Source organism: Enterobacter cloacae complex sp. SHL001, from assembly GCF_049236825.1.
In the GTDB taxonomy this organism is placed as follows: domain Bacteria; phylum Pseudomonadota; class Gammaproteobacteria; order Enterobacterales; family Enterobacteriaceae; genus Enterobacter; species Enterobacter hormaechei_C.
In genome coordinates, this window is record NZ_JBMKIP010000004.1 from 129,276 (window position 1) to 150,574 (window position 21,299).

A 21,299-nucleotide genomic window follows, 5' to 3' on the forward strand; every position below is an offset into this window, starting at 1 on the left:
AAAAAAATCGTGCAGCGCAACACGCACTGCGAGAATTATGCCTGGGCTGCCAGGCTCACTTCTTTTGCCACCCGTTCCGTTGCATCCGGGATAGCGGTCGCGCGTGCGCGTTGCGCCATCTCCAGTAATACATCCCGGTTCCAGCCCGCCAGGGTAGTGGCGACCGCATCAGCGGTAAATTGTGGCTGCTCAAAAATCTTCGCTGCGCCCGCTTTCTCAAGCGGCAGCGCATTCCAGTACTGCTGTCGGTCTTTGTGCTGGAACGGCACAAACAGCGCCGGTAAACCGGCGGCGGCGATTTCGCTCACCGTCAGCGCGCCCGAGCGACAGACCACAACATCGGCCCAGGCATAGGCTGCGGCCATATCATCAATAAATTCAGTCACTTTATGCTGCGGCTGACCTTCCTGCACGTAGGCCTGCTCAACGGTCTGCTGAGCGCCCTTCCCGCTCTGGTGCCAGATGGTCACCGCATCACCCAGTTTTGCCGCAACCTGCGGCATCGTCTGGTTTAAAATACGTGCGCCCTGGGAACCGCCGACGACCAGCACGCGCACCGGCCCTTCGCGACCCGCCAGACGCGTATCTGGCAGCGGCAGCGCCAGCACGTCCACACGTACCGGATTCCCTACGACATCCGCTTTCGGGAATGCCCCGGGGAAGGCCTGCATAACTTTGGTGGCGATTTTTGCCAGCCATTTGTTGGTCAACCCGGCAATACCGTTCTGCTCATGCAGAACAACGGGGATGCCCAGTGACCACGCCGCCAGTCCGCCCGGACCGGAAACGTAACCGCCCATGCCCAGAACGACGTCAGGCTTAAAACGCTTCATAATGGCGCGCGCCTGACGCCAGGCATTGAAAATGCGCACCGGCGCCAGCAGCTGCGCCTTGATCCCTTTGCCACGAAGGCCAGAAATACGAATAAAGTCGATCTCGATACCGTGTTTAGGTACCAGATCGGCTTCCATGCGGTCTGCGGTTCCCAGCCAGCGTACCTGCCAGCCCTGTTCCATTAAATGGTGCGCAACCGCCAGTCCCGGGAACACGTGTCCACCGGTACCGCCTGCCATCACCATTAACCGCTTCGGTTGATTCATCGTGAACCTCGTGTAAACGCCTGAGCTTTCTCCAGACGCGTTTCATAATCTATGCGTAACAAAAACATGATGGCCGTCGACATGATCAACAGACTCGAACCACCATAACTGATCAACGGCAACGTCAGACCTTTGGTCGGCAGCATACCCGCTGCCGCCCCAACGTTTACCAGCGCCTGGAAGCTAAACCAGATACCAATTGAGCAGGCCAGGAAACCGGAGAAGCGGTGATCGATCTCCAGCGCTTTCCGGCCAATCGACATGGCGCGGAAAGCGACGAAGAATACCATTAATAGCGCCAATACCACACCGATATAACCCAGTTCTTCCCCAATAATGGAGAAGATGAAGTCGGTGTGCGCCTCCGGTAAATACTCCAGTTTTTGTACCGAGTTGCCCAGGCCTTGACCCCAGACTTCGCCGCGGCCAAACGCCATCAGCGACTGCGTCAGCTGGTAACCGCTGCCGAACGGATCTTCCCATGGGTTCCAGAACGAGGTCACACGGCGGATACGGTAGGGTTCGGCGAGGATCAGCAGCACCACCGCCGAAATCCCCATCCCGATGATGGCAATGAACTGCCACAGTTTTGCGCCCGCCAGGAACAGCATCGCCAGCGTAGTGACAAACAGTACGACTACCGTACCGAGGTCGGGCTGCGCCAGCAGCAGGATCGCGAGGACCAGAATCACGCCCATCGGTTTTAAGAAGCCACGAAGGTTGTTACGAACTTCGTCAACTTTACGCACCAGGTAGTTAGCCAGGTAGCAGAACAACGACAGTTTGGTGAACTCCGCGGGCTGGATACGCAGTGGCCCAAAGGCAATCCAGCGTGATGCCCCGTTAACGGAGCTCCCGACAACCAGAACGATCAACAGCATGATGATTGAGGCGATGAGCATGGCTGTACTGTGCCGCTGCCAGAACGACATCGGCAGGCGTAAGGTGATCATTGCCAGGCAGAACGCGAGAATGATGTACAGCCCGTCACGCTTGGCAAACAGGAACGGGTCGTTTGCCAGACGCTGTCCGACAGGCATTGACGCCGAGGTGACCATAATAAAGCCGATCGCTGCCAGCCCCAGCGTGAGCCAGAACAGCGTGCGGTCGTACATGATCAGGCTGTCGGAATCTTTATCCCGGGAAGCCATCACCCAGCCTTTCAGCGCCGTAAACAGCCATACCAGGATACCAAATCCTGGCAGGCGCGGCATTTTCAGGCGAGGGAGAGATAAACGCATCAGCCTAACTCCTTCGCCAGGCGGGTAAAGACATCACCCCGCTGTTCGAAACTCTTGAATTGATCGAGGCTGGCACAGGCTGGTGAGAGCAGTACCATATCGCCGGGCTTCACGCGTGGGGCGATGAGGCGCATCGCCTGCTCCATGGTCTCGGTTTGCTCGGCGACTTCAGGACGCAACGCTGCCAGCTCGCTGCCATCGCGGCCAAAGCAATACAGGCGCACGTTATCACCGTTGAGGTACTGCTTTAGCGAGGAGAAGTCAGCCGATTTACCGTCGCCGCCCAGCAGCAGGTATAGCGTGCCATCAACGTGCAAACCGTTCAGTGCCGCCTCGGTGCTACCCACGTTGGTCGCTTTGGAATCATTAATCCAGCGTACGCCGTTGTGCTCCAGCGCCAGCTGGAAGCGGTGCGCCAGGCCGGTAAAGGTGGTGAGCGCCTTCAGGCTTGAAGATCGCGGCAGGCCAACGGCATCCGCCAGCGCCAGCGCCGCCAGAGCATTGGTGTAGTTATGCTGGCCGGAGAGCATCATCTCTTTCACGTTCAGCACTTTCTCACCTTTCACGCGTAGCCAAGTTTCGCCCTGCTGACGATTAAGGTGATAGTCACCCATGTTAATACCGAAGCTAATGCAGCGTTCGTCTGCGCCGCGCACCGGCATGGTGAGTGCATCATCGGCATTCACTACGCAAACTTTGGCATTTTCATAAACGCGCAGTTTGGCCGCACGGTACTGCTGCAAGCCGAACGGGTATCTGTCCATATGATCTTCGGTGACGTTTAGGATCGTCGCCGCCGCCGCATGCAGGCTTGAAGTGGTTTCCAGCTGGAAGCTGGAAAGCTCAAGGACGAACAGCTCACACCCTTTATCAAGCAGCATCAGAGCGGGCAGACCAATGTTACCGCCCACGCCGACATTTTTGCCCGCCGCCTTCGCCATTTCCCCCACCAGCGTGGTGACGGTGCTTTTACCGTTTGAACCGGTAATGGCGACGATCGGGGCCTGCGCCTCCCGGCAGAACAGTTCGATATCGCCGACAATCTCAACGCCCGCATCCGCGGCGGCGCTCAGGGAAGGATGCGCCAGCGCCATACCGGGGCTGGCAACAATCAGATCGGCGGCCAGCAGCCACTCATCATTCAGACCACCCAGGTGGCGTTCAACCTGCTCCGGCAGCTTGTCCAGACCCGACGGAGAGACGCGCGTATCCATCACGCGCGGCGTCACGCCACGCGCAAGGAAAAAGTCCACGCAGGAGAGGCCGGTGAGGCCTAACCCGATGATAACGACTTTTTTGCCCTGGTAATCTGCCATGATTAACGTACCTTCAGCGTTGCCAGGCCAATCAGCACCAGCATCAGCGAAATAATCCAGAAGCGCACAATGACGCGCGGCTCCGGCCAGCCTTTCAGTTCATAGTGGTGGTGAATCGGTGCCATACGGAAGATGCGCTGACCGCGCAGCTTGAAGGAACCGACCTGCAAAATCACCGACAGCGTCTCAACCACAAACACACCGCCCATGATCACCAGCAGGAACTCCTGACGCAGCAGCACGGCGATAATGCCCAGCGCACCGCCCAGCGCCAGTGAACCGACGTCGCCCATAAAGACCTGCGCCGGATAGGTGTTAAACCACAGGAAGCCCAGCCCCGCCCCGACAATCGCCGTACAGACGATCACCAGCTCACCCGCATGTCGCAGGTACGGGATGTGCAGGTAGTTTGCAAAGTTCATGTTACCGGTCGCCCACGCCACCAGCGCGAAACCGCCCGCGACAAATACGGTTGGCATAATCGCCAGGCCATCCAGACCATCGGTCAGGTTGACGGCGTTGCCGGTGCCGACGATCACAAAGTAAGCCAGCAAAATGTAGAACAGCCCCAGCTGCGGCATCACGTCTTTGAAGAACGGCACCACCAGCTCGGTGGCCGGGGTATCTTTTCCTGCCAGGTAAAGCGCGAAGGCCACGCCCAGCGCAATCACCGACATCCAGAAATACTTCCAGCGGGCGATCAAACCTTTAGTGTCTTTGCGCACGACTTTACGATAGTCGTCAACAAAACCGATGATCCCGTAGCCAACCAGCACGGTCAGCACGCACCAGACGTAGGGGTTAGACGGATAGGCCCACAGCAGAACGGACACCACAATCGCGGTCAGGATCATGATCCCGCCCATGGTCGGCGTACCGCGCTTGCTGAAGTGCGATTCCGGACCATCGTTGCGTACAACCTGGCCGAAAGAGAGTTTTTGCAGACGGGCAATCATGCGCGGGCCCATCCACAGCGAGATGAACAGCGCAGTCAGCAGGCTGACGATGGCGCGAAACGTCAGATAGGAAAAGACGTTAAAGCCTGAGTAATATTTGACCAAATGTTCGGCCAGCCAAACTAACATGTCCCGTTCTCCTGTAATGCGTGCACAACCTCTTCCATGGCGGCACTACGTGAACCTTTAACTAAAACAGTCACAATCTGTTTTTCTGTAATCAATGCCTTCAGGCGTTCGATCAGTGCAGATTTATCGGCAAAATGTTCGCCAACTTCACTGGCATCGGAAATGGCCTTGCTCAGCGTGCCTGCGCTCAATACGCGGTCAAGCCCGGCGGCTTTCGCCGCTTCACCCACCTGAACATGGCAGGCTTCGCTTTCATCACCCAGCTCGGCCATATCGCCCACAACCATCACGCGATAGCCCGGCATCTCAGACAAGACCTGCACGGCCGCCGTCATGGAGCCGACGTTAGCGTTGTAGGAGTCATCCAGCAGAAGTTTGTTTTCAGCCAGCTGGATCGGGAAAAGACGCCCCGGCACGGCTTTTAAATTTGCCAGACCTGCTTTGATCGCCGCGTGTGAGGCACCTACCGCCATTGAGAGCGCTGCCGCAGCAAGCGCATTGGCGATGTTATGACGACCGGGCAGGGGCAGCAGCACCTCGATGTCGCCCGTTGGGGTCGTGAGGGTGAACTCGGTGCCGTGTGACGTCACATGAATGTTGGTCGCCGAAAAATCACTGTTTGCCGCATTCGGTGAGAAGCGCCAGGTTTTGCGTGAACCAATGATGCTCTGCCAGTTCAGCCAGTCGTTGTTATCGGCGTTCATAATGGCGATGCCGTCATCCGGCAGGCCGGTATAAATTTCACCTTTCGCTTTCGCCACACCGGCCAGCGAACCAAAACCTTCAAGATGTGCCGCCGCCAGGTTATTCACCAGCGCCGCTTCCGGACGCGTCAGGCTCACGGTCCAGGCGATTTCGCCCTGATGGTTAGCCCCTAACTCAATCACCGCATATTCATGCTCGTGGGTCAGGCGCAGCAGCGTCATCGGTACACCGATGTCATTATTAAGGTTGCCCGCCGTATAAAGCGTGTTACCGCACTGGCTAAGGATCGCCGCCGTCATCTCTTTAACGGAGGTTTTGCCCGACGAGCCCGTCAGCGCCACGACGCGTGTTGGCACCTGCTGGCGAACCCATGCCGCCAGCTCGCCAAACGCCAGGCGCGTATCTTTCACCACAATCTGCGGCAAATCGATATCGAGCTTACGGCTGACCAGCAGCGCGCCCGCGCCGTTATCTTTAGCCTGTTGCGCAAAATCGTGGGCGTCAAAACGCTCGCCCTTCAGCGCCACAAACAGGCAGCCCGCCGTCACCTTACGGGTGTCGGTGGTCACAGCCTCAATGGTTAGATCCTGACCATGCAGCATCCCCTGCAATACCGCAGCGGCCTGGCTTAACGTAATGCTAATCATGCCACCACTCCCAGCAGACGCGCTGCCGTCACGCGGTCGGAGTAATCCAGACGACGATTGCCGACGATCTGATAATCTTCATGACCTTTACCGGCCAGCAGAACCACATCGTTCTCCTGCGCCTGCATAATAGCGTTAGTCACGGCCTCCGCACGGCCCTCGACCACGCGCGCACGACCCGCGTCCAGCATGCCCGCCAGAATGTCATTGATAATGGCCCGCGGCTCTTCGGTACGCGGGTTGTCATCGGTTACCACGGGAATATCTGCGAACTGCTCAGCTATGGCGCCCATCAGCGGACGTTTGCCCTTGTCGCGATCGCCACCGCAGCCAAACACGCACCAGAGCTTGCCTGCGCAGTGCAGACGCGCCGCTTCCAGCGCTTTTTCCAGCGCATCCGGCGTGTGTGCGTAATCCACGACCACCGTCGGCTTGCCCGGCGCGCTGAACACTTCCATGCGGCCACAGACCGGTTGCAAACGCTCAGACGTTTTCAGCAGATCCGCCATCGGGTAGCCCAGCGCCAGCAGCGTCGCCAGCGCCAGCAGCAGGTTACTGACGTTAAAGGCCCCCATCAGGCGGCTTTCAATTTCACCTTCGCCCCAGGTGGAAGCGAAGCGGATCGTCGCCCCACTATCGTGGTAGTTCACCTCGACCGCCTTCAGCCAGCGGCCGCGGCAGTTCGGATTAATGCGATCTTCCATCGACACCGCCACCGCATCCGGCAGTTTTTCCAGCCAGCGGCGACCGACTTCGTCGTCGGCGTTAATGATCGCCTGCCCGTGGTGGTGAGTGGAATAAAGCAGCCATTTCGCCGCTTCGTAGTGCTCCATATCACCATGATAATCAAGGTGATCGCGGCTCAGGTTAGTAAAGACAGAGGCAGCAAATTTCAGGGCCGCCACGCGATGTTGTACCAGACCATGGGAAGAGACTTCCATCGCAGCGAAGGTCGCCCCCTGCTCAGCGAGGCCCGCCAGCACACGCTGCACGTCAACCGCCGAGCCTGTAGTGTTTTCCGTCGGGCTTACTTTGCCCAGAAGACCGTTCCCCACCGTGCCCATGACGGCACCGGTTTCGCCCAGCAGCTGCGCCCACTGCGCCATCAGCTGAGTGGTGGTGGTTTTTCCGTTGGTTCCTGTCACGCCAACCAGCTTTAACTGGTCGGAAGGTTCGTTGTAAAAACGTCCTGCCAGCGCGGAGAGACGCTCATTCAGCTGGCTGAGATAGATGACCGGCACGCCGTGCATTTCACGGATCTCACCGTCTGTTGCCTCATCTTTGGCCTCAGCAATAATGGCAGCAACACCTTGCGCAATCGCCTGCGGGATATAACGACGCCCGTCCGCCTGATGACCCACTACTGCCACAAAAAGATCGCCAGAAGCCGCTACGCGGCTGTCCAGTACCATCTCTCGCAGTGCTCGCGCAGGTAGCATAGGCACCCACGGAGCAAGAAGGTCGCGCAAATTACGATCTGCCACCTGTTCCCTCGCCTTGATTAATTACAAATTCACTTTTTTCGCCCGTCGCCAGCGCATCCGGTTCAATGTTCATGGTGCGCAACACGCCGCCCATAATAGCCCCGAACACAGGCGCGGAGACGGCGCCGCCGTAGTATTTACCCGCCTGCGGATCGTTGATGACGACCACCAGCGCAAAACGCGGATTGCTTGCAGGCGCTACGCCTGCGGTATAGGCAATGTATTTGTTGATATAGCGGCCGTCCGGCCCCACTTTTTTCGCTGTACCGGTTTTAATGGCGATACGATAGCCCTTAATTGCGGCCTTCACGCCGCCACCGCCAGGTAACGCGACGCTTTCCATCATATGCACGACGGTACGAACGATAGATTCCGGGAAAACACGTTCCCCCGGAACCGGTGGATCAACTTTGGTGATCGACAGCGGACGATAAATGCCATAGCTGCCAATCGTTGCGTAGACTCGCGCTAACTGTAAGGGAGTTACCATTAGCCCGTAGCCGAAAGAGAAGGTGGCCCTCTCTATGTCAGACCACCGTTGTTTTTGAGGATATAAGCCACTGCGTTCTCCGACCAACCCCAAATTGGTCGCCTTTCCCAGCCCAAAACGTGAGTAAGTATCTACTAACGCTGAGGACGGCATCGCTAACGCCAGTTTTGACACACCGACGTTACTCGACTTCTGTAAGACCCCGGTCAGGGTCAGTTCGCTGTAACGTGCCACGTCTTTGATTTCGTGACCGTTAATTCGATAAGGAATCGTATTCAGAACGGTATTTTCGTTGACGATGCCTCGCTGTAGAGCCGTCATCACCACCATAGGTTTTACGGTTGAGCCGGGTTCAAACACATCGGTGATGGAGCGGTTACGCATTGCATCTTTTGCTGTACCGGCAAAATTATTCGGGTTGTATGAGGGGCTACTGGCCATCGCCAGCACTTCACCTGTCGCCACATCCACCAGCACGGCGCTGCCCGATTCCGCCTTGTTAAACGCGACGGCGTTATTCAGCTCACGATAGACCAGCGCCTGCAAGCGTTCATCAATACTCAGGGCCAGGTTGTGCGCGGCCTGGCTGTCTGTCGAGGAAATGTCTTCAATGACGCGACCATAGCGGTCTTTACGCACGATTCGCTCGCCAGGCTGGCCGGTAAGCCACTTGTCGAAGCTTTTTTCAACGCCCTCAATCCCCTGGCTATCCACGTTGGTAAAGCCAATCAGGTGCGCGGTGACTTCGCCCGAAGGATAGTAACGGCGGGATTCTTCCCGCAGATGAATGCCCGGCAGCTTCAGTTTCTTAATGTAGTCAGCCATGTCAGGGTTCACCTGACGGGCAAGATAGATAAAGCGCCCTTTCGGGTTGGCGTTAACGCGCGACGCCAGCTGATCCAGCGGCATTTTCAACGCGTCTGACAGCGCCTTCCAGCGGTTATCAAGGGTGATCCCGCCTGCATCGTGTAACTCTTTCGGATCGGCCCAGATCGCCTTCACCGGCACGCTCACCGCCAGCGGACGGCCGGAACGATCGGTGATCATCCCACGAGAGGTAGAAACTTCCTGCACGCGCAGAGAACGCATATCACCCTGACGTACCAGCATGTCAGGCGCGATGATTTGTAGCCACGCCACGCGTCCCAGCAGGAAACCCAGCGCCAGTAAAATGCAGCCGCAAAGCAACGCAAAACGCCAACTGACAAAGTTGGCCTGTTCTTCCTGGCGTTTTGGTTTTAGCGTTTTTGCCGCTGCTTTCATGCGTCGCGTTTTCCCTTATTTTTGTACTACGATATTTTCCTGCGAAGGATCAACATGCTGTAATTGCAGTTTTTCCGTTGCGATCCGTTCAACCCGGCTGTGATCGCCGAGCGCGTTTTCTTCAAGGATCAGATTTCGCCATTCAATATCCAGCGCATCGCGTTCCAGTACCATCTGTTCGCGCTGCGCAGTTAATAAACGGGTATGGTGAGCGGTGGTGACCACCATGACTGCCGTCACAATGATGCAAATGAACAAGCAGAGTGGCAGCTTCCCAAACCGCAAAAGATCGTCGCCGATCACGCCAGGCAAGGCATGGCGCTCGTTGCTTCCTAACGATCCCTTAACTTTGCTTAGGGTCTCTGTCACTCTGCTGATCATGCGTTCGTCCTCTCTGCAATACGCAGCACTGAACTACGGGCACGTGGATTCTCTGCCACCTCTTCTTCGCCCGGCATCAACTTGCCTAATGCTCGCAACTGACGGCCTCCCAGCTTTCTGAGTTGTTCTTCCGTCATCGGCAACCCAGCTGGAACCTGCGGACCGCGGCTCTGTTCACGCATAAAGCGTTTTACGATGCGATCTTCCAGCGAATGGAAGCTGATGATGGATAACCGCCCACCCGGGGCCAGCACGTCGAGCGAGCTTTTTAGCGCCAGCTCTATTTCCTCCAGTTCACTGTTTACCCAGATACGAACCGCCTGGAAGGTACGGGTCGCAGGATGTTTGTGCTTGTCCTTCACCGGCGTTGCCGCCGCGATGACTTCTGCCAGCTCTTTGGTACGGGTCATTGGCTCAACGCGGTTGCGCTCCACGATGGCGCGCGCAATACGTTTGCCAAAGCGTTCTTCACCGAAGGTTTTGATTACCCAGGCAATATCCGCTTCGTCAGCAGTTTGTAACCATTCAGCGGCAGACTGGCCGCGAGTGGGGTCCATACGCATATCCAGCGGCCCATCACGCATAAAGGAGAAGCCGCGTTCTGCATCATCAAGCTGTGGTGAAGAGACGCCAAGATCGAGGAGAATCCCGTCGATCTTGCCGGTCAGGCCGCGCTCAGCGACATAATCCGCAAGCGCAGAGAAAGGTCCATGCACGATGGAAAAGCGAGGATCATCGATGGTTTGCGCAACGGCAATCGCCTGCGGATCGCGGTCAATTGCCAGCAGGCGTCCTTCCGCTCCAAGCTGGGAGAGGATCAAACGCGAGTGACCACCGCGACCAAAAGTGCCATCAATATAGATGCCGTCTGGACGAATATTCAGGCCGTTAACGGCCTCATCCAGCAGCACCGTTGTATGTTTATAATTTTCCATCATATTTATAGAGACAAGTCCCGCAGCCGTTCCGATAATGTTGCGGAATCAGACTGCTCAGCGTCGATATCTTCCTTGACCTGTTGATACCAGGTCGTTTCGTCCCACAGTTCAAACTTGTTGAACTGCCCGACCAGCATCACTTCTTTAGTCAGACCGGCATGTTGCCGCAACACAGGCGCAATCAATAATCGCCCGGCGCTATCCATCTGACATTCACTGGCATGTCCCAATAACAACCGCTGCACGCGGCGTTCTTGCGGGTTCATGCTCGACAGTCGCGACAGCTTTTGCTCAATGATTTCCCATTCAGGCAAAGGGTAAAGCAGCAGGCAGGGGGAGTTGATGTCAATGGTGCAAACCAGTTGACCCGAAGCGTTCTCAATCAGCTGGTCGCGGTATCGGGTTGGTACCGATAAACGCCCTTTGCTGTCGAGATTGACTAACGTTGCTCCACGGAACATGCCAGCCTCACCCCTCCTCACCACTTTAACCCACAAATTCCCACCTGAAGGAGTTTACGGAGCGAGGGAAAAGCTTGTCAAGCCAGGACTCTCTCTATACTGGCGCGAAAGCACCGTATTTACAGAGCAAGAGTGACCTGGCTAATAACTACACAACTGGCGAGGCAAAATTAACGTTATGAATATTTGTAAGAAAAAAACCGAATATGCACACGAGCGTTAAGACTCACTCAATATCATCGCAGGGAAATATAAAGTGTCAGTTTGCGACGCGGGCAGCATTTTAAGGCATATCGCCGGGGGATAACAGCACCAGATTAAGCGCAAGGCAATATGGATTCGTTCGTGTACATTGAGGGCTGAAGGGGACAGTAAAAAATGGCTGAATATTCATCGGCTGGCGGCTGTTTGTAACAAAACAATACAAAAGAATGCCCGTTAAAAATTATAATTGCGCTTTTTAACGCCAAAACGGATTCAGAAAAATAGCTGGCTACGAATCTTAGAGATAAATCCTAATTTTTATCCGGGAATTATTTCCCGCAATAAATGCGCCGCAAAAGGGGCAGTTTTACCGCCCCTGTGGAAATATTAATGGCGGCTCAAAATCCCGCGCCGATAGAGATTACGTTTGATACGCGTAAGCCCGGGTTTCGGTTTGCGAGGTTCATCCAGGCTTGCCAGAACAATCTCAAGCACGCGCTCGGCGACGTCGCGGTGACGCTGAGCCACGGCCAGCACCGGACATTGCAGGAAGTCGAGCAGTTCGTTATCGCCGAAGGTCGCAATCGCCAGATCGGATGGCAGCTTGCCATCGCGACGTAACGTCACGTCCATCACCCCCTGCAACAGGGCAAACGAGGTGGTAAACAACGCCTGCGGCATCGGGTGCGTTTCCAGCCATTTCTCGAACAGCTGAGCAGCCGCTTCGCGCTCATAGCTGTTGGCATACAGATAATGAACGTCACGCGGATCGTCTTTCCACGCCGTACGGAACCCTTGTTCACGCAGGAAGCTCACGGATAGTTCAGGCAAAGCGCCAAGATAGAGCACCGTTTCCGCCGGGAAGGTACGCAGCTCGGCAGCCAGCATTTCTGCATCGTCCTGATCGGCACCTACGACGCTGGTGAAATGTTCACGATCCAAAGCACGATCCAGCGCCACAATCGGGAATGGATCGTTCGCCCAGCGCTGATAGAAAGGATGCTCGGGTGGTAAAGAGGTCGACACGATGATGGCGTCAACCTGACGTTGCAGCAGATGCTCAATGCAGCGCATCTCGTTGTCGGGCTGATCCTCGGAGCAGGCAATCAACAGCTGATAGCCCCGCTGACGAGCCTGACGTTCAAGATAGTTGGCGATGCGGGTATAGCTGGTGTTTTCCAGATCCGGGATCACCAGGCCAATCGAGCGGGTGCGTCCGGCACGTAAACCTGCGGCGACAGCATTCGGATGGTAATTATGCTCACGAACGACTGCCATCACTTTCTCAACGGTCTTATCGCTGACACGATACTGCTTTGCTTTACCGTTAATCACATAGCTGGCCGTGGTTCTCGACACGCCGGCGAGCCGGGCGATTTCATCCAGTTTCACAATTGCCCCTCAAAAAAAGAAAAAAGTCCATGGCCCTGTCAAGGTTATGGTTAAATATTTTAACATCTAAACGCAGAATAGCTTTCACGGCAACCGCTTTTGTCCGCGTTGTCGGCGGATTACGCAAAAAAAAGCCCGGCTTTGGCTACCGGGCTGAAAGAGGCGAACCTTTTGCGCAACTAACGCATGATTTTATCGCCGCGCGAGAGGCCAACAACGCCAGAGCGCGCAACTTCAACAATTTTTGCCACATCCCTGACGGAGGCCAGGAACGCATCCAGCTTATCGCTCGTTCCGGCAAGCTGCACAGTATATATAGAAGGCGTGACGTCAATGATCTGCCCACGGAAAATATCCGTGTTACGCTTGACCTCTTCACGGCCATAACCGCTGGCCTGAATTTTCACCAGCATCACTTCACGTTCGACGTAAGCCCCCTGCCCCAGCTCGCTGACGCGCAACACGTCCACCAGCTTGTGCAATTGCTTTTCGATCTGCTCAAGCACTTTCGCATCGCCGACAGTCTGGATCGTCATGCGGGAGAGCGTTGGATCATCGGTCGGCGCAACGGTCAGGCTTTCAATGTTGTATCCGCGCTGCGCAAAAAGCCCAATGACGCGTGACAGTGCGCCCGACTCATTTTCCAGTAATACAGATAATATCCGGCGCATATCAGGTTCTCTCCGTTTTGCTTAACCACATTTCATCCATACCACCGCCACGGATATGCATCGGATAAACGTGCTCTGTGCCGTCTACGATGACGTCCATGAAGACGAGGCGATTGTTTTTAACGTGCTCAAGCGCTTCGCCGAGCTTCGCTTCCAGCTCTGACGGATCGGTTACCCGCATGCCAATATGACCATAGGCTTCAGCCAGACGGACAAAGTCCGGAAGTGACTTCATATAAGACTGAGAGTGACGGCCGGAATAAATCATATCCTGCCACTGCTTCACCATACCGAGGTAACCGTTATTCAGGTTAAGCACCAGCACTGGCAACTCATATTGCAGCGCAGTAGAAAGCTCCTGAATATTCATCTGTATACTGCCATCACCCGTTACGCAGATAACCGTTTCGTTCGGCAACGCCAGCTTCACCCCCAGCGCGGCGGGCAGACCAAAGCCCATCGTGCCAAGCCCGCCTGAGTTGATCCAGCGACGCGGTTTATCAAACGGGTAATACAACGCAGCGAACATCTGATGCTGGCCTACGTCAGAAGTGACATACGCCTCGCCTTTGGTCAGATGCCAGATCGTCTCGATCACCGCCTGCGGCTTGATGTTTTCACTCTGCGTGTCGTATTTAAGGCACTGACGGCCGCGCCATTGTTCGATTTGTTGCCACCAGTCACGGATCTCATCCAGCGGTTGAGAGGCGGTCTCCTGCGCCAGCAGTTCCAACATTTGATCCAGCACCTGTCGTGCGTCCCCCACGATGGGCACATCCGCCGGCACCGTTTTAGAGATAGAAGTAGGATCGATATCAATGTGTAGCACCGTCGCATTCGGACAGTATTTCGCCAGGTTATTGGTGGTGCGATCGTCAAAACGTACGCCGACGGCAAAAATCACATCAGAATGGTGCATCGTCATATTGGCTTCATAGGTGCCATGCATACCCAGCATGCCCAGCGCCTGACGGTGGGTAGCCGGGAATGCCCCCAGCCCCATCAGCGATGACGCGACAGGAAGGTTCAGCTTCTCAATCAGTTCGCGTAGTTGCGTTTCACAGGCTGCATTGACGGCGCCGCCCCCCACATAGACTACGGGCTTTTTCGCAGCCAGCAGCGTTTGCAGCGCACGCTTAATCTGGCCTTTGTGCCCTTGCGTCGTCGGATTATACGAACGCATGCTCACCGACTCAGGCCACAGGTAAGGCAGTTTATTCGCGGGATTGAGAATATCTTTTGGCAGATCGACAACCACTGGCCCAGGACGACCGCTGGCGGCCAGCCAGAAGGCTTTTTTCAGCACGCCCGGGATATCTTCCGTTTGCTTAACCAGAAAGCTGTGCTTCACCACGGGGCGTGAGATCCCCACCATGTCGCATTCCTGAAACGCATCATAGCCAATCAGTGACGTCGCCACCTGTCCGGAGAGAATGACCAGTGGAATAGAGTCCATATACGCAGTCGCAATGCCGGTGATGGCATTGGTCGCTCCCGGCCCCGAAGTGACCAGCACTACACCCACTTCGCCCGTGGCGCGGGCCAGGCCGTCAGCCATATGCACAGCAGCCTGTTCATGACGAACCAGAACATGATCAATACCGCCTACCGTGTGCAGCGCGTCATAAATATCGAGAACCGCGCCTCCGGGATAGCCGAACACTTGTTTCACGCCCTGATCGATAAGCGATCGGACGACCATTTCCGCGCCAGACAACATCTCCATGCTTTGCCTCCAGGCTTTTGTTATAGACGGTCAACAGAATTCATTTCCGCGCCGTCTTCTGACAGGATAAACCCATCTTATAATGTGCAGAGTGAGGGATACCTTAACCGCTCGTTATGAGGCAGGCAATTAGCAAACGGAATGCGGGAATGGGCAATAAAAGCAGAAAAAATAGCTGTCAGACACGAATATGGTGGATTCGTCTGGTATGAGGGGAGACGCTAATAATTCATCTCTTAAAAAGAGGATGGATCAGGAAATCATCTATTTTTAAGCCGCCCTGAGCGTCTGAAAAAATTCGCACAGAACAAAATATTGCCTGCATAAAAAATCACAGAATAAACCACATGGCACCATGCGGTTTATTCACCCTGACTTATCGACGACAAATATTGATCAGCAACTCTTCCATCCACTGGTGCCCTTTATCCCGCCCCGCCGCTTCATGCCAGGAAAGATAACAGGTACGGCTATTCAGCTTGAGCGGCAGAGGTAAAATTTGCAGGCTCAGCGAATCGGAGAACTCTTCAGCAAGCCAGCGCGGTGCAATAGCGACTAGCTGCGTCTGAGAAACGACATTTAAAACGCTGACCATCGCCATCCCCTGATAGGCCACGCTGGCTTGTTTATCGGCAGTGTCATACCACGGCTGACTGAACGAAGCATATCTGTCCAGAGCAACAACGGCATGCTGCTCGCTGTAAACATCGCTTTCACGCAGCGGCGAATTCATGCGTGGATGTTTTTTGCTGGCGACTAACACCATTTCATCTTTAAACAACGGAACACAGGCAAACTCTGGACGGCGAAACTCTTCGTAGCCCAGAACGAACTCCGTTTCCTGATAACGAAGCTGGTGCTCAGTGTTTTGATTTAAAGATGATTTAAAAACGAGATGAATATTAGGAGCAATCTGTTCAACTTTATTATATATAACAGACGTCAAATAATTGTCTAACGGACTGCAAACACAGAGATGGAAAACCCGCTCACTGCTTAAAGGTTCAAACCCTGAGCCGGGAAGCTCATTTTGAACCAGCTGTAGCGCCTGACGAATCGAACCGAATAGCTGGAATGCACGCGCCGTGGGCTGGATACCTCTTCCATACCGGACGAATAACTCGTCGTTAAACATCACCTTAAGTCTGGCTACGGCATTACTCACGGCAGGTTGAGACATTCCCAGAGATTGCGCTGCTCGCGTAATATTCTGCTCCTGCATAACTGCATCAAATACAGTTAACAGGTTGAGATCCACTGTGCGTAACTGAGGCTTAACCCCATCATAAGGCTGTGGTTGGTTAATATTATTTTCTGGCATTTCTGACTCCACTGTCACGCTAAATTGCCTTTGCCAAAGTACAGTAATAACTTCGAAAAATATGATTTACCATGCATATACAACAAGCGAAAGGAAATTATTTAAAATTCAGAATATATAAAGAACCCTCATTCAAGAGATGGCATTAAGCATTCCCTGAATGAAGAGCTAAAAATCGTTCAAATGATATCTAAAACTTTAATGCAGGCATGAAACCATAAAGCTGGCAAATACACAATCACCGCCTTAGTTAATAATAACTTAAGTATTATTAAACTATGAAGAGCATACACCACGATTTCATTAACAAAATGATATCAATATTGATAACTTTCCCGCCCATGATTCATTCATAGAACTTATAACTCAATGAAATAAAACACATTCCATTTCACAGCACATCGGTAAAAATACTGTGTTCAATTGCTACCAATTATATTCAAATTATTCCAGAGATGAATCTCAAGTCCAATAATAGACAATTAAATCGGTTAACAGCGTAAAAACCAGCACAATTAGCTAATGTGTTTATCCTGCGCTGAGTGGCCGTTTTGCCTGAGAGGGGTTGACATGAGTCGGCGTATCCAGTACCACTAAAAGCATATCGCATTTATCTGGAGCACGATTCATGATTCGCACCCTTCGTTTCACCGGTCTACTACTACTAAACGCATCCACTGTGCGCGGTAGACTGGCGGGCGAAATTCAGCGTTGAATCGTCTTCAGTAAAACAAAAAACCCGCGCCACTGCGCGGGTTTTTTTATGCTCGTAGCAAGGCGCCCTAAGACTGACAAGGACCTAACCCATGAGCCAGCAAGTCGTTATTTTCGATACTACTTTACGTGACGGTGAACAGGCATTACAGGCGAGCCTGAGTGTTAAAGAAAAACTGCAAATTGCGCTGGCCCTCGAACGCATGGGTGTAGACGTAATGGAAGTCGGCTTTCCCGTCTCCTCGCCGGGTGATTTCGAGTCAGTACAGACCATCGCCCGCACCATCAAAAACAGCCGCGTGTGCGGTCTGGCTCGCTGCGTTGAGAAAGATATTGATGTGGCCGCGGAATCCCTGAAAGTTGCAGAAGCCTTCCGTATCCATACATTCATTGCCACCTCCCCCATGCACATTGCAACCAAGCTGCGCAGCACGCTGGATGAAGTGATCGAACGTGCGGTGTATATGGTTAAACGCGCGCGTAACTATACTGATGACGTCGAATTCTCCTGTGAAGATGCAGGCCGCACGCCGATTGACGATTTGGCCCGTGTAGTGGAAGCCGCGATTAATGCCGGAGCCAGAACCATCAACATCCCGGATACCGTCGGCTACACCATGCCGTTTGAGTTCTCTAACATCATCACCGGCCTGTACGACCGCGTACCTAATATTGATAAAGCCATCATCTCTGTTCACACCCACGATGATTTGGGCCTGGCTGTAGGCAATGCCATCGCCGCCGTCCACGCCGGCGCGCGTCAGGTAGAAGGGGCAATGAACGGCATTGGTGAACGCGCCGGCAACTGCTCGCTGGAAGAAGTGATCATGGCGATCAAGGTGCGCAAAGACATTATGAACGTACACACTCGCATTAATCACAACGAAATCTGGCGCACCAGCCAGACCGTGAGCCAGATTTGCAATATGCCGATCCCGGCGAACAAGGCGATTGTTGGGACTGGCGCGTTCGCTCACTCCTCCGGTATTCACCAGGATGGCGTGCTGAAGAACCGTGAAAACTACGAAATCATGACTCCGGAATCCATCGGTCTGAACCAGGTTCAGCTGAACCTGACCTCGCGCTCTGGCCGCGCGGCGGTGAAACACCGTATGGAAGAGATGGGATATCAGGACAGCGATTACAACATGGATCAGCTGTACGACGCATTCCTGAAACTGGCTGACAAGAAAGGCCAGGTCTTCGATTACGACCTGGAAGCGCTGGCATTCATCAACAAACAGCAGGAAGAGCCAGAACACTTCCGTCTGGACTACTTCACCGTTCAGTCAGGCTCAAGTGATATCGCTACCGCCTCCGTCAAGCTGGCCTGCGGCGATGAAATTAAAGCGGAAGCCGCCAACGGTAACGGCCCTGTGGATGCCATTTACCAGGCGATTAACCGCGTCACTGAGTACGACGTAGAGCTGGTGAAATACGACCTGACGGCAAAAGGGCACGGTAAAGATGCCCTGGGCCAGGTTGATATCGTCGTCAACTATAACGGTCGCCGCTTCCACGGTGTGGGTCTGGCGACAGATATCGTCGAATCCTCCGCGAAAGCGATGGTGCATGTCCTGAACAACATCTGGCGCGCCGCCGAAGTCGAAAAAGAGTTGCAACGCAAAGCTCAGAATAAAGAGAACAACAAGGAAACCGTGTGATGTCGAAGAATTACCATATTGCTGTGTTGCCGGGTGACGGTATTGGCCCGGAAGTGATGACACAGGCGCTGAAAGTACTGGAAGCCGTACGTTCGCGTTTTGCGATGAAAATTACCACCAGCCACTACGACGTGGGCGGTATTGCCATTGATAACCACGGTACTCCCCTGCCGAAAGGGACTGTAGAAGGCTGCGAGAATGCCGATGCCGTTCTGTTTGGCTCCGTGGGTGGCCCTAAGTGGGAACATTTGCCTCCAGCAGAGCAGCCAGAGCGCGGCGCGCTGCTGCCGCTGCGTAAACACTTCAAACTGTTCAGCAACCTGCGTCCGGCGAAGCTGTACCCGGGGCTGGAAGAGTTTTGCCCGCTGCGCGCCGATATCGCCGCCAACGGTTTCGACATCCTGTGCGTGCGTGAGCTGACCGGCGGGATCTACTTCGGTCAGCCAAAAGGCCGCGAAGGCAGCGGTCAGCATGAGAAAGCGTTTGATACCGAGGTCTATCACCGTTTTGAAATTGAACGTATCGCTCATATCGCGTTTGAGTCAGCGCGCAAACGCCGCCGTAAAGTGACCTCTATTGATAAAGCGAACGTGCTCCAGTCGTCTATTTTGTGGCGCGAAATCGTCAGTGAAGTTGCCAGGCAGTACCCGGACGTTGAGCTGTCACATATGTATATCGACAACGCAACGATGCAGCTGATCAAAGATCCGTCCCAGTTTGACGTGCTGCTGTGCTCCAACCTGTTCGGCGATATTCTCTCGGATGAGTGCGCCATGATCACCGGCTCCATGGGTATGCTGCCCTCGGCCAGCCTGAACGAAGAAGGCTTTGGCCTGTACGAACCGGCGGGCGGCTCCGCGCCGGATATCGCAGGTAAAAACATCGCCAACCCGATTGCGCAGATCCTCTCCCTGGCTCTGCTGCTGCGCTACAGCCTGGATGCAGGCGATGCAGCAACCGCAATTGAAAACGCCATTAACCGGGCGTTAGAAGAAGGCGTCCGTACCGGTGATTTAGCACGCGGCACGGCGGCAGTCAGTACCGATGAAATGGGCGACATCATTGCCCGCTATGTCGCTGAAGGGGTGTAATCATGGCTAAGACGTTATATGAGAAGTTGTTTGATGCGCACGTTGTTTACGAAGCACCAAACGAAACCCCACTGTTGTACATCGACCGTCATCTGGTACACGAAGTGACCTCTCCTCAGGCATTTGACGGCCTGCGCGCGCATAAGCGCCCGGTGCGTCAGCCGGGTAAAACCTTTGCCACGATGGATCACAACGTTTCCACCCAGACCAAAGACATCAATGCATCTGGCGAGATGGCGCGTATCCAGATGCAGGAGCTGATTAAGAACTGTAACGAGTTTGGCGTGGAGCTGTACGATCTGAACCACCCCTATCAGGGCATCGTCCACGTAATGGGGCCTGAGCAGGGGATTACTCTGCCGGGCATGACCATCGTCTGCGGTGACTCCCACACCGCGACGCACGGCGCATTTGGCGCCCTGGCGTTCGGGATTGGGACCTCTGAAGTTGAACACGTTCTGGCGACGCAGACCCTGAAGCAGGGCCGCGCCAAAACCATGAAGATTGAAGTGAAGGGTAAAGCTGCGCCGGGTATCACCGCGAAAGATATCGTGCTGGCGATTATCGGCAAAACCGGCAGCGCAGGCGGCACCGGTCACGTCGTGGAATTCTGCGGCGACGCTATCCAGGCGCTGAGCATGGAAGGTCGTATGACCCTGTGCAACATGGCCATTGAGATGGGCGCCAAAGCAGGCCTGGTGGCCCCAGACGAAACCACCTTCAATTATGTGAAGGGGCGTCTGCATGCCCCGAAAGGACAGGATTTTGACGACGCGGTAGCGTACTGGAAAACCCTGAAAACGGACGAGGGGGCAATTTTTGATACCGTTGTGACGTTACAGGCGGAAGAGATCGCCCCGCAGGTCACCTGGGGCACCAACCCGGGCCAGGTGATTTCCGTCAACGACAGCATTCCTGACCCGGCCTCCTTTGCCGATCCGGTCGAACGTGCCAGTGCGGAAAAAGCGCTGGCTTACATGGGGCTGAAACCCGGCGTACCGCTGACCGACGTGAGCATTGATAAAGTATTCATCGGCTCCTGTACCAACTCCCGTATTGAAGATTTACGCGCAGCGGCAGAAATTGCTAAAGGCCGCAAAGTGGCGCCGGGCGTGCAGGCGCTGGTTGTGCCGGGCTCCGGGCCGGTGAAAGCCCAGGCGGAAGCGGAGGGTCTGGATAAGATCTTTATTGAAGCAGGCTTCGAGTGGCGCCTGCCGGGTTGCTCCATGTGTCTGGCCATGAACAACGACCGCCTGAATCCGGGCGAGCGCTGTGCCTCCACCAGCAACCGTAACTTTGAAGGCCGTCAGGGCCGCGGTGGGCGCACCCACCTGGTCAGCCCGGCAATGGCCGCCGCTGCGGCAGTCACCGGTCATTTCGCCGATATTCGCAGCCTGAAATAAGG

General features: G+C 54.8%; 18 protein-coding genes. 4 read left to right on the forward strand and 14 right to left on the reverse strand.

Annotated features, from left to right (window positions below; genetic code table 11):
- Positions 1–35: 35 nt before the first annotated feature.
- The 14 genes from murG to leuO all read right to left on the reverse strand — a co-directional run bounded on the left by murG (position 36) and on the right by leuO (position 16,425).
- Entirely contained in the window at positions 36–1,100 is a 1,065-nt protein-coding gene (gene murG / locus ACOTYH_RS12770) for an undecaprenyldiphospho-muramoylpentapeptide beta-N-acetylglucosaminyltransferase (protein WP_017383783.1), read from the reverse strand.
- Entirely contained in the window at positions 1,097–2,341 is a 1,245-nt protein-coding gene (gene ftsW / locus ACOTYH_RS12775; protein WP_006810115.1) for a cell division protein FtsW, read from the reverse strand. Before ftsW ends, murG begins: the two co-directional genes overlap by 4 nt.
- Complete coding sequence (gene murD / locus ACOTYH_RS12780; protein ID WP_017694517.1) at positions 2,341–3,657, reverse strand: UDP-N-acetylmuramoyl-L-alanine--D-glutamate ligase; 1,317 nt, start codon at positions 3,655–3,657, stop codon at positions 2,341–2,343. The genes ftsW and murD overlap by 1 nt, the downstream gene beginning before the upstream one ends.
- A gap of 2 nt (positions 3,658–3,659) precedes the next feature.
- Positions 3,660–4,742, reverse strand: a complete 1,083-nt coding sequence (gene mraY, locus ACOTYH_RS12785; RefSeq protein ID WP_003856353.1) for a phospho-N-acetylmuramoyl-pentapeptide-transferase — start codon at positions 4,740–4,742, stop codon at positions 3,660–3,662.
- A complete protein-coding gene (gene murF, locus ACOTYH_RS12790) occupies positions 4,736–6,094 on the reverse strand; it encodes a UDP-N-acetylmuramoyl-tripeptide--D-alanyl-D-alanine ligase (protein ID WP_023303078.1) in 1,359 nt (452 codons plus the stop codon). The genes mraY and murF overlap by 7 nt, the downstream gene beginning before the upstream one ends.
- A complete protein-coding gene (murE, locus tag ACOTYH_RS12795) occupies positions 6,091–7,578 on the reverse strand; it encodes a UDP-N-acetylmuramoyl-L-alanyl-D-glutamate--2,6-diaminopimelate ligase (RefSeq protein ID WP_017383786.1) in 1,488 nt (495 codons plus the stop codon). The genes murF and murE overlap by 4 nt, the downstream gene beginning before the upstream one ends.
- Entirely contained in the window at positions 7,565–9,331 is a 1,767-nt protein-coding gene (gene ftsI / locus ACOTYH_RS12800; RefSeq protein ID WP_003856361.1) for a peptidoglycan glycosyltransferase FtsI, read from the reverse strand. The genes murE and ftsI overlap by 14 nt, the downstream gene beginning before the upstream one ends.
- Before the next feature lie 15 nt (positions 9,332–9,346).
- A complete protein-coding gene (ftsL, locus tag ACOTYH_RS12805; RefSeq protein ID WP_003856363.1) occupies positions 9,347–9,712 on the reverse strand; it encodes a cell division protein FtsL in 366 nt (121 codons plus the stop codon).
- Positions 9,709–10,650, reverse strand: a complete 942-nt coding sequence (gene rsmH / locus ACOTYH_RS12810) for a 16S rRNA (cytosine(1402)-N(4))-methyltransferase RsmH (RefSeq protein WP_003856366.1) — start codon at positions 10,648–10,650, stop codon at positions 9,709–9,711. The genes ftsL and rsmH overlap by 4 nt, the downstream gene beginning before the upstream one ends.
- A 2-nt stretch (positions 10,651–10,652) precedes the next feature.
- Positions 10,653–11,111, reverse strand: a complete 459-nt coding sequence (gene mraZ, locus ACOTYH_RS12815) for a division/cell wall cluster transcriptional repressor MraZ (RefSeq protein ID WP_006810119.1) — start codon at positions 11,109–11,111, stop codon at positions 10,653–10,655.
- A gap of 591 nt (positions 11,112–11,702) precedes the next feature.
- The gene (gene cra, locus ACOTYH_RS12820) at positions 11,703–12,707 is read right to left on the reverse strand and encodes a catabolite repressor/activator (RefSeq protein WP_003856369.1); all 1,005 of its coding nucleotides are present in this window, start codon (positions 12,705–12,707) and stop codon (positions 11,703–11,705) included.
- Positions 12,708–12,886: 179 nt separating this feature from the next.
- A complete protein-coding gene (gene ilvN / locus ACOTYH_RS12825; RefSeq protein WP_003856371.1) occupies positions 12,887–13,378 on the reverse strand; it encodes an acetolactate synthase small subunit in 492 nt (163 codons plus the stop codon).
- A gap of 1 nt (position 13,379) precedes the next feature.
- On the reverse strand, positions 13,380–15,104 hold the full coding sequence (gene ilvI, locus ACOTYH_RS12830; protein ID WP_015572665.1) for an acetolactate synthase 3 large subunit: 1,725 nt from the start codon (positions 15,102–15,104) through the stop codon (positions 13,380–13,382).
- Between the two features lie 376 nt (positions 15,105–15,480).
- Entirely contained in the window at positions 15,481–16,425 is a 945-nt protein-coding gene (leuO, locus tag ACOTYH_RS12835) for a transcriptional regulator LeuO (RefSeq protein ID WP_017383788.1), read from the reverse strand.
- A gap of 628 nt (positions 16,426–17,053) precedes the next feature.
- Here leuO and leuL point away from each other — a divergent pair.
- The 4 genes from leuL to leuC all read left to right on the forward strand — a co-directional run bounded on the left by leuL (position 17,054) and on the right by leuC (position 21,297).
- Positions 17,054–17,140 (forward strand): leu operon leader peptide, encoded by an 87-nt coding sequence (gene leuL, locus ACOTYH_RS12840; RefSeq protein WP_057979999.1) that lies wholly within the window; start codon positions 17,054–17,056, stop codon positions 17,138–17,140.
- A 91-nt stretch (positions 17,141–17,231) separates the two neighbouring features.
- Positions 17,232–18,803 carry a 2-isopropylmalate synthase gene (gene leuA, locus ACOTYH_RS12845; protein WP_017383789.1) on the forward strand — a complete coding sequence of 524 codons (1,572 nt, stop codon included), beginning with the start codon at positions 17,232–17,234 and terminating at the stop codon, positions 18,801–18,803.
- The gene (gene leuB, locus ACOTYH_RS12850; protein ID WP_017694521.1) at positions 18,803–19,894 is read left to right on the forward strand and encodes a 3-isopropylmalate dehydrogenase; all 1,092 of its coding nucleotides are present in this window, start codon (positions 18,803–18,805) and stop codon (positions 19,892–19,894) included. Before leuA ends, leuB begins: the two co-directional genes overlap by 1 nt.
- 2 nt (positions 19,895–19,896) lie before the next feature.
- The gene (gene leuC, locus ACOTYH_RS12855; protein ID WP_017383791.1) at positions 19,897–21,297 is read left to right on the forward strand and encodes a 3-isopropylmalate dehydratase large subunit; all 1,401 of its coding nucleotides are present in this window, start codon (positions 19,897–19,899) and stop codon (positions 21,295–21,297) included.
- Positions 21,298–21,299 lie beyond the last annotated feature (2 nt).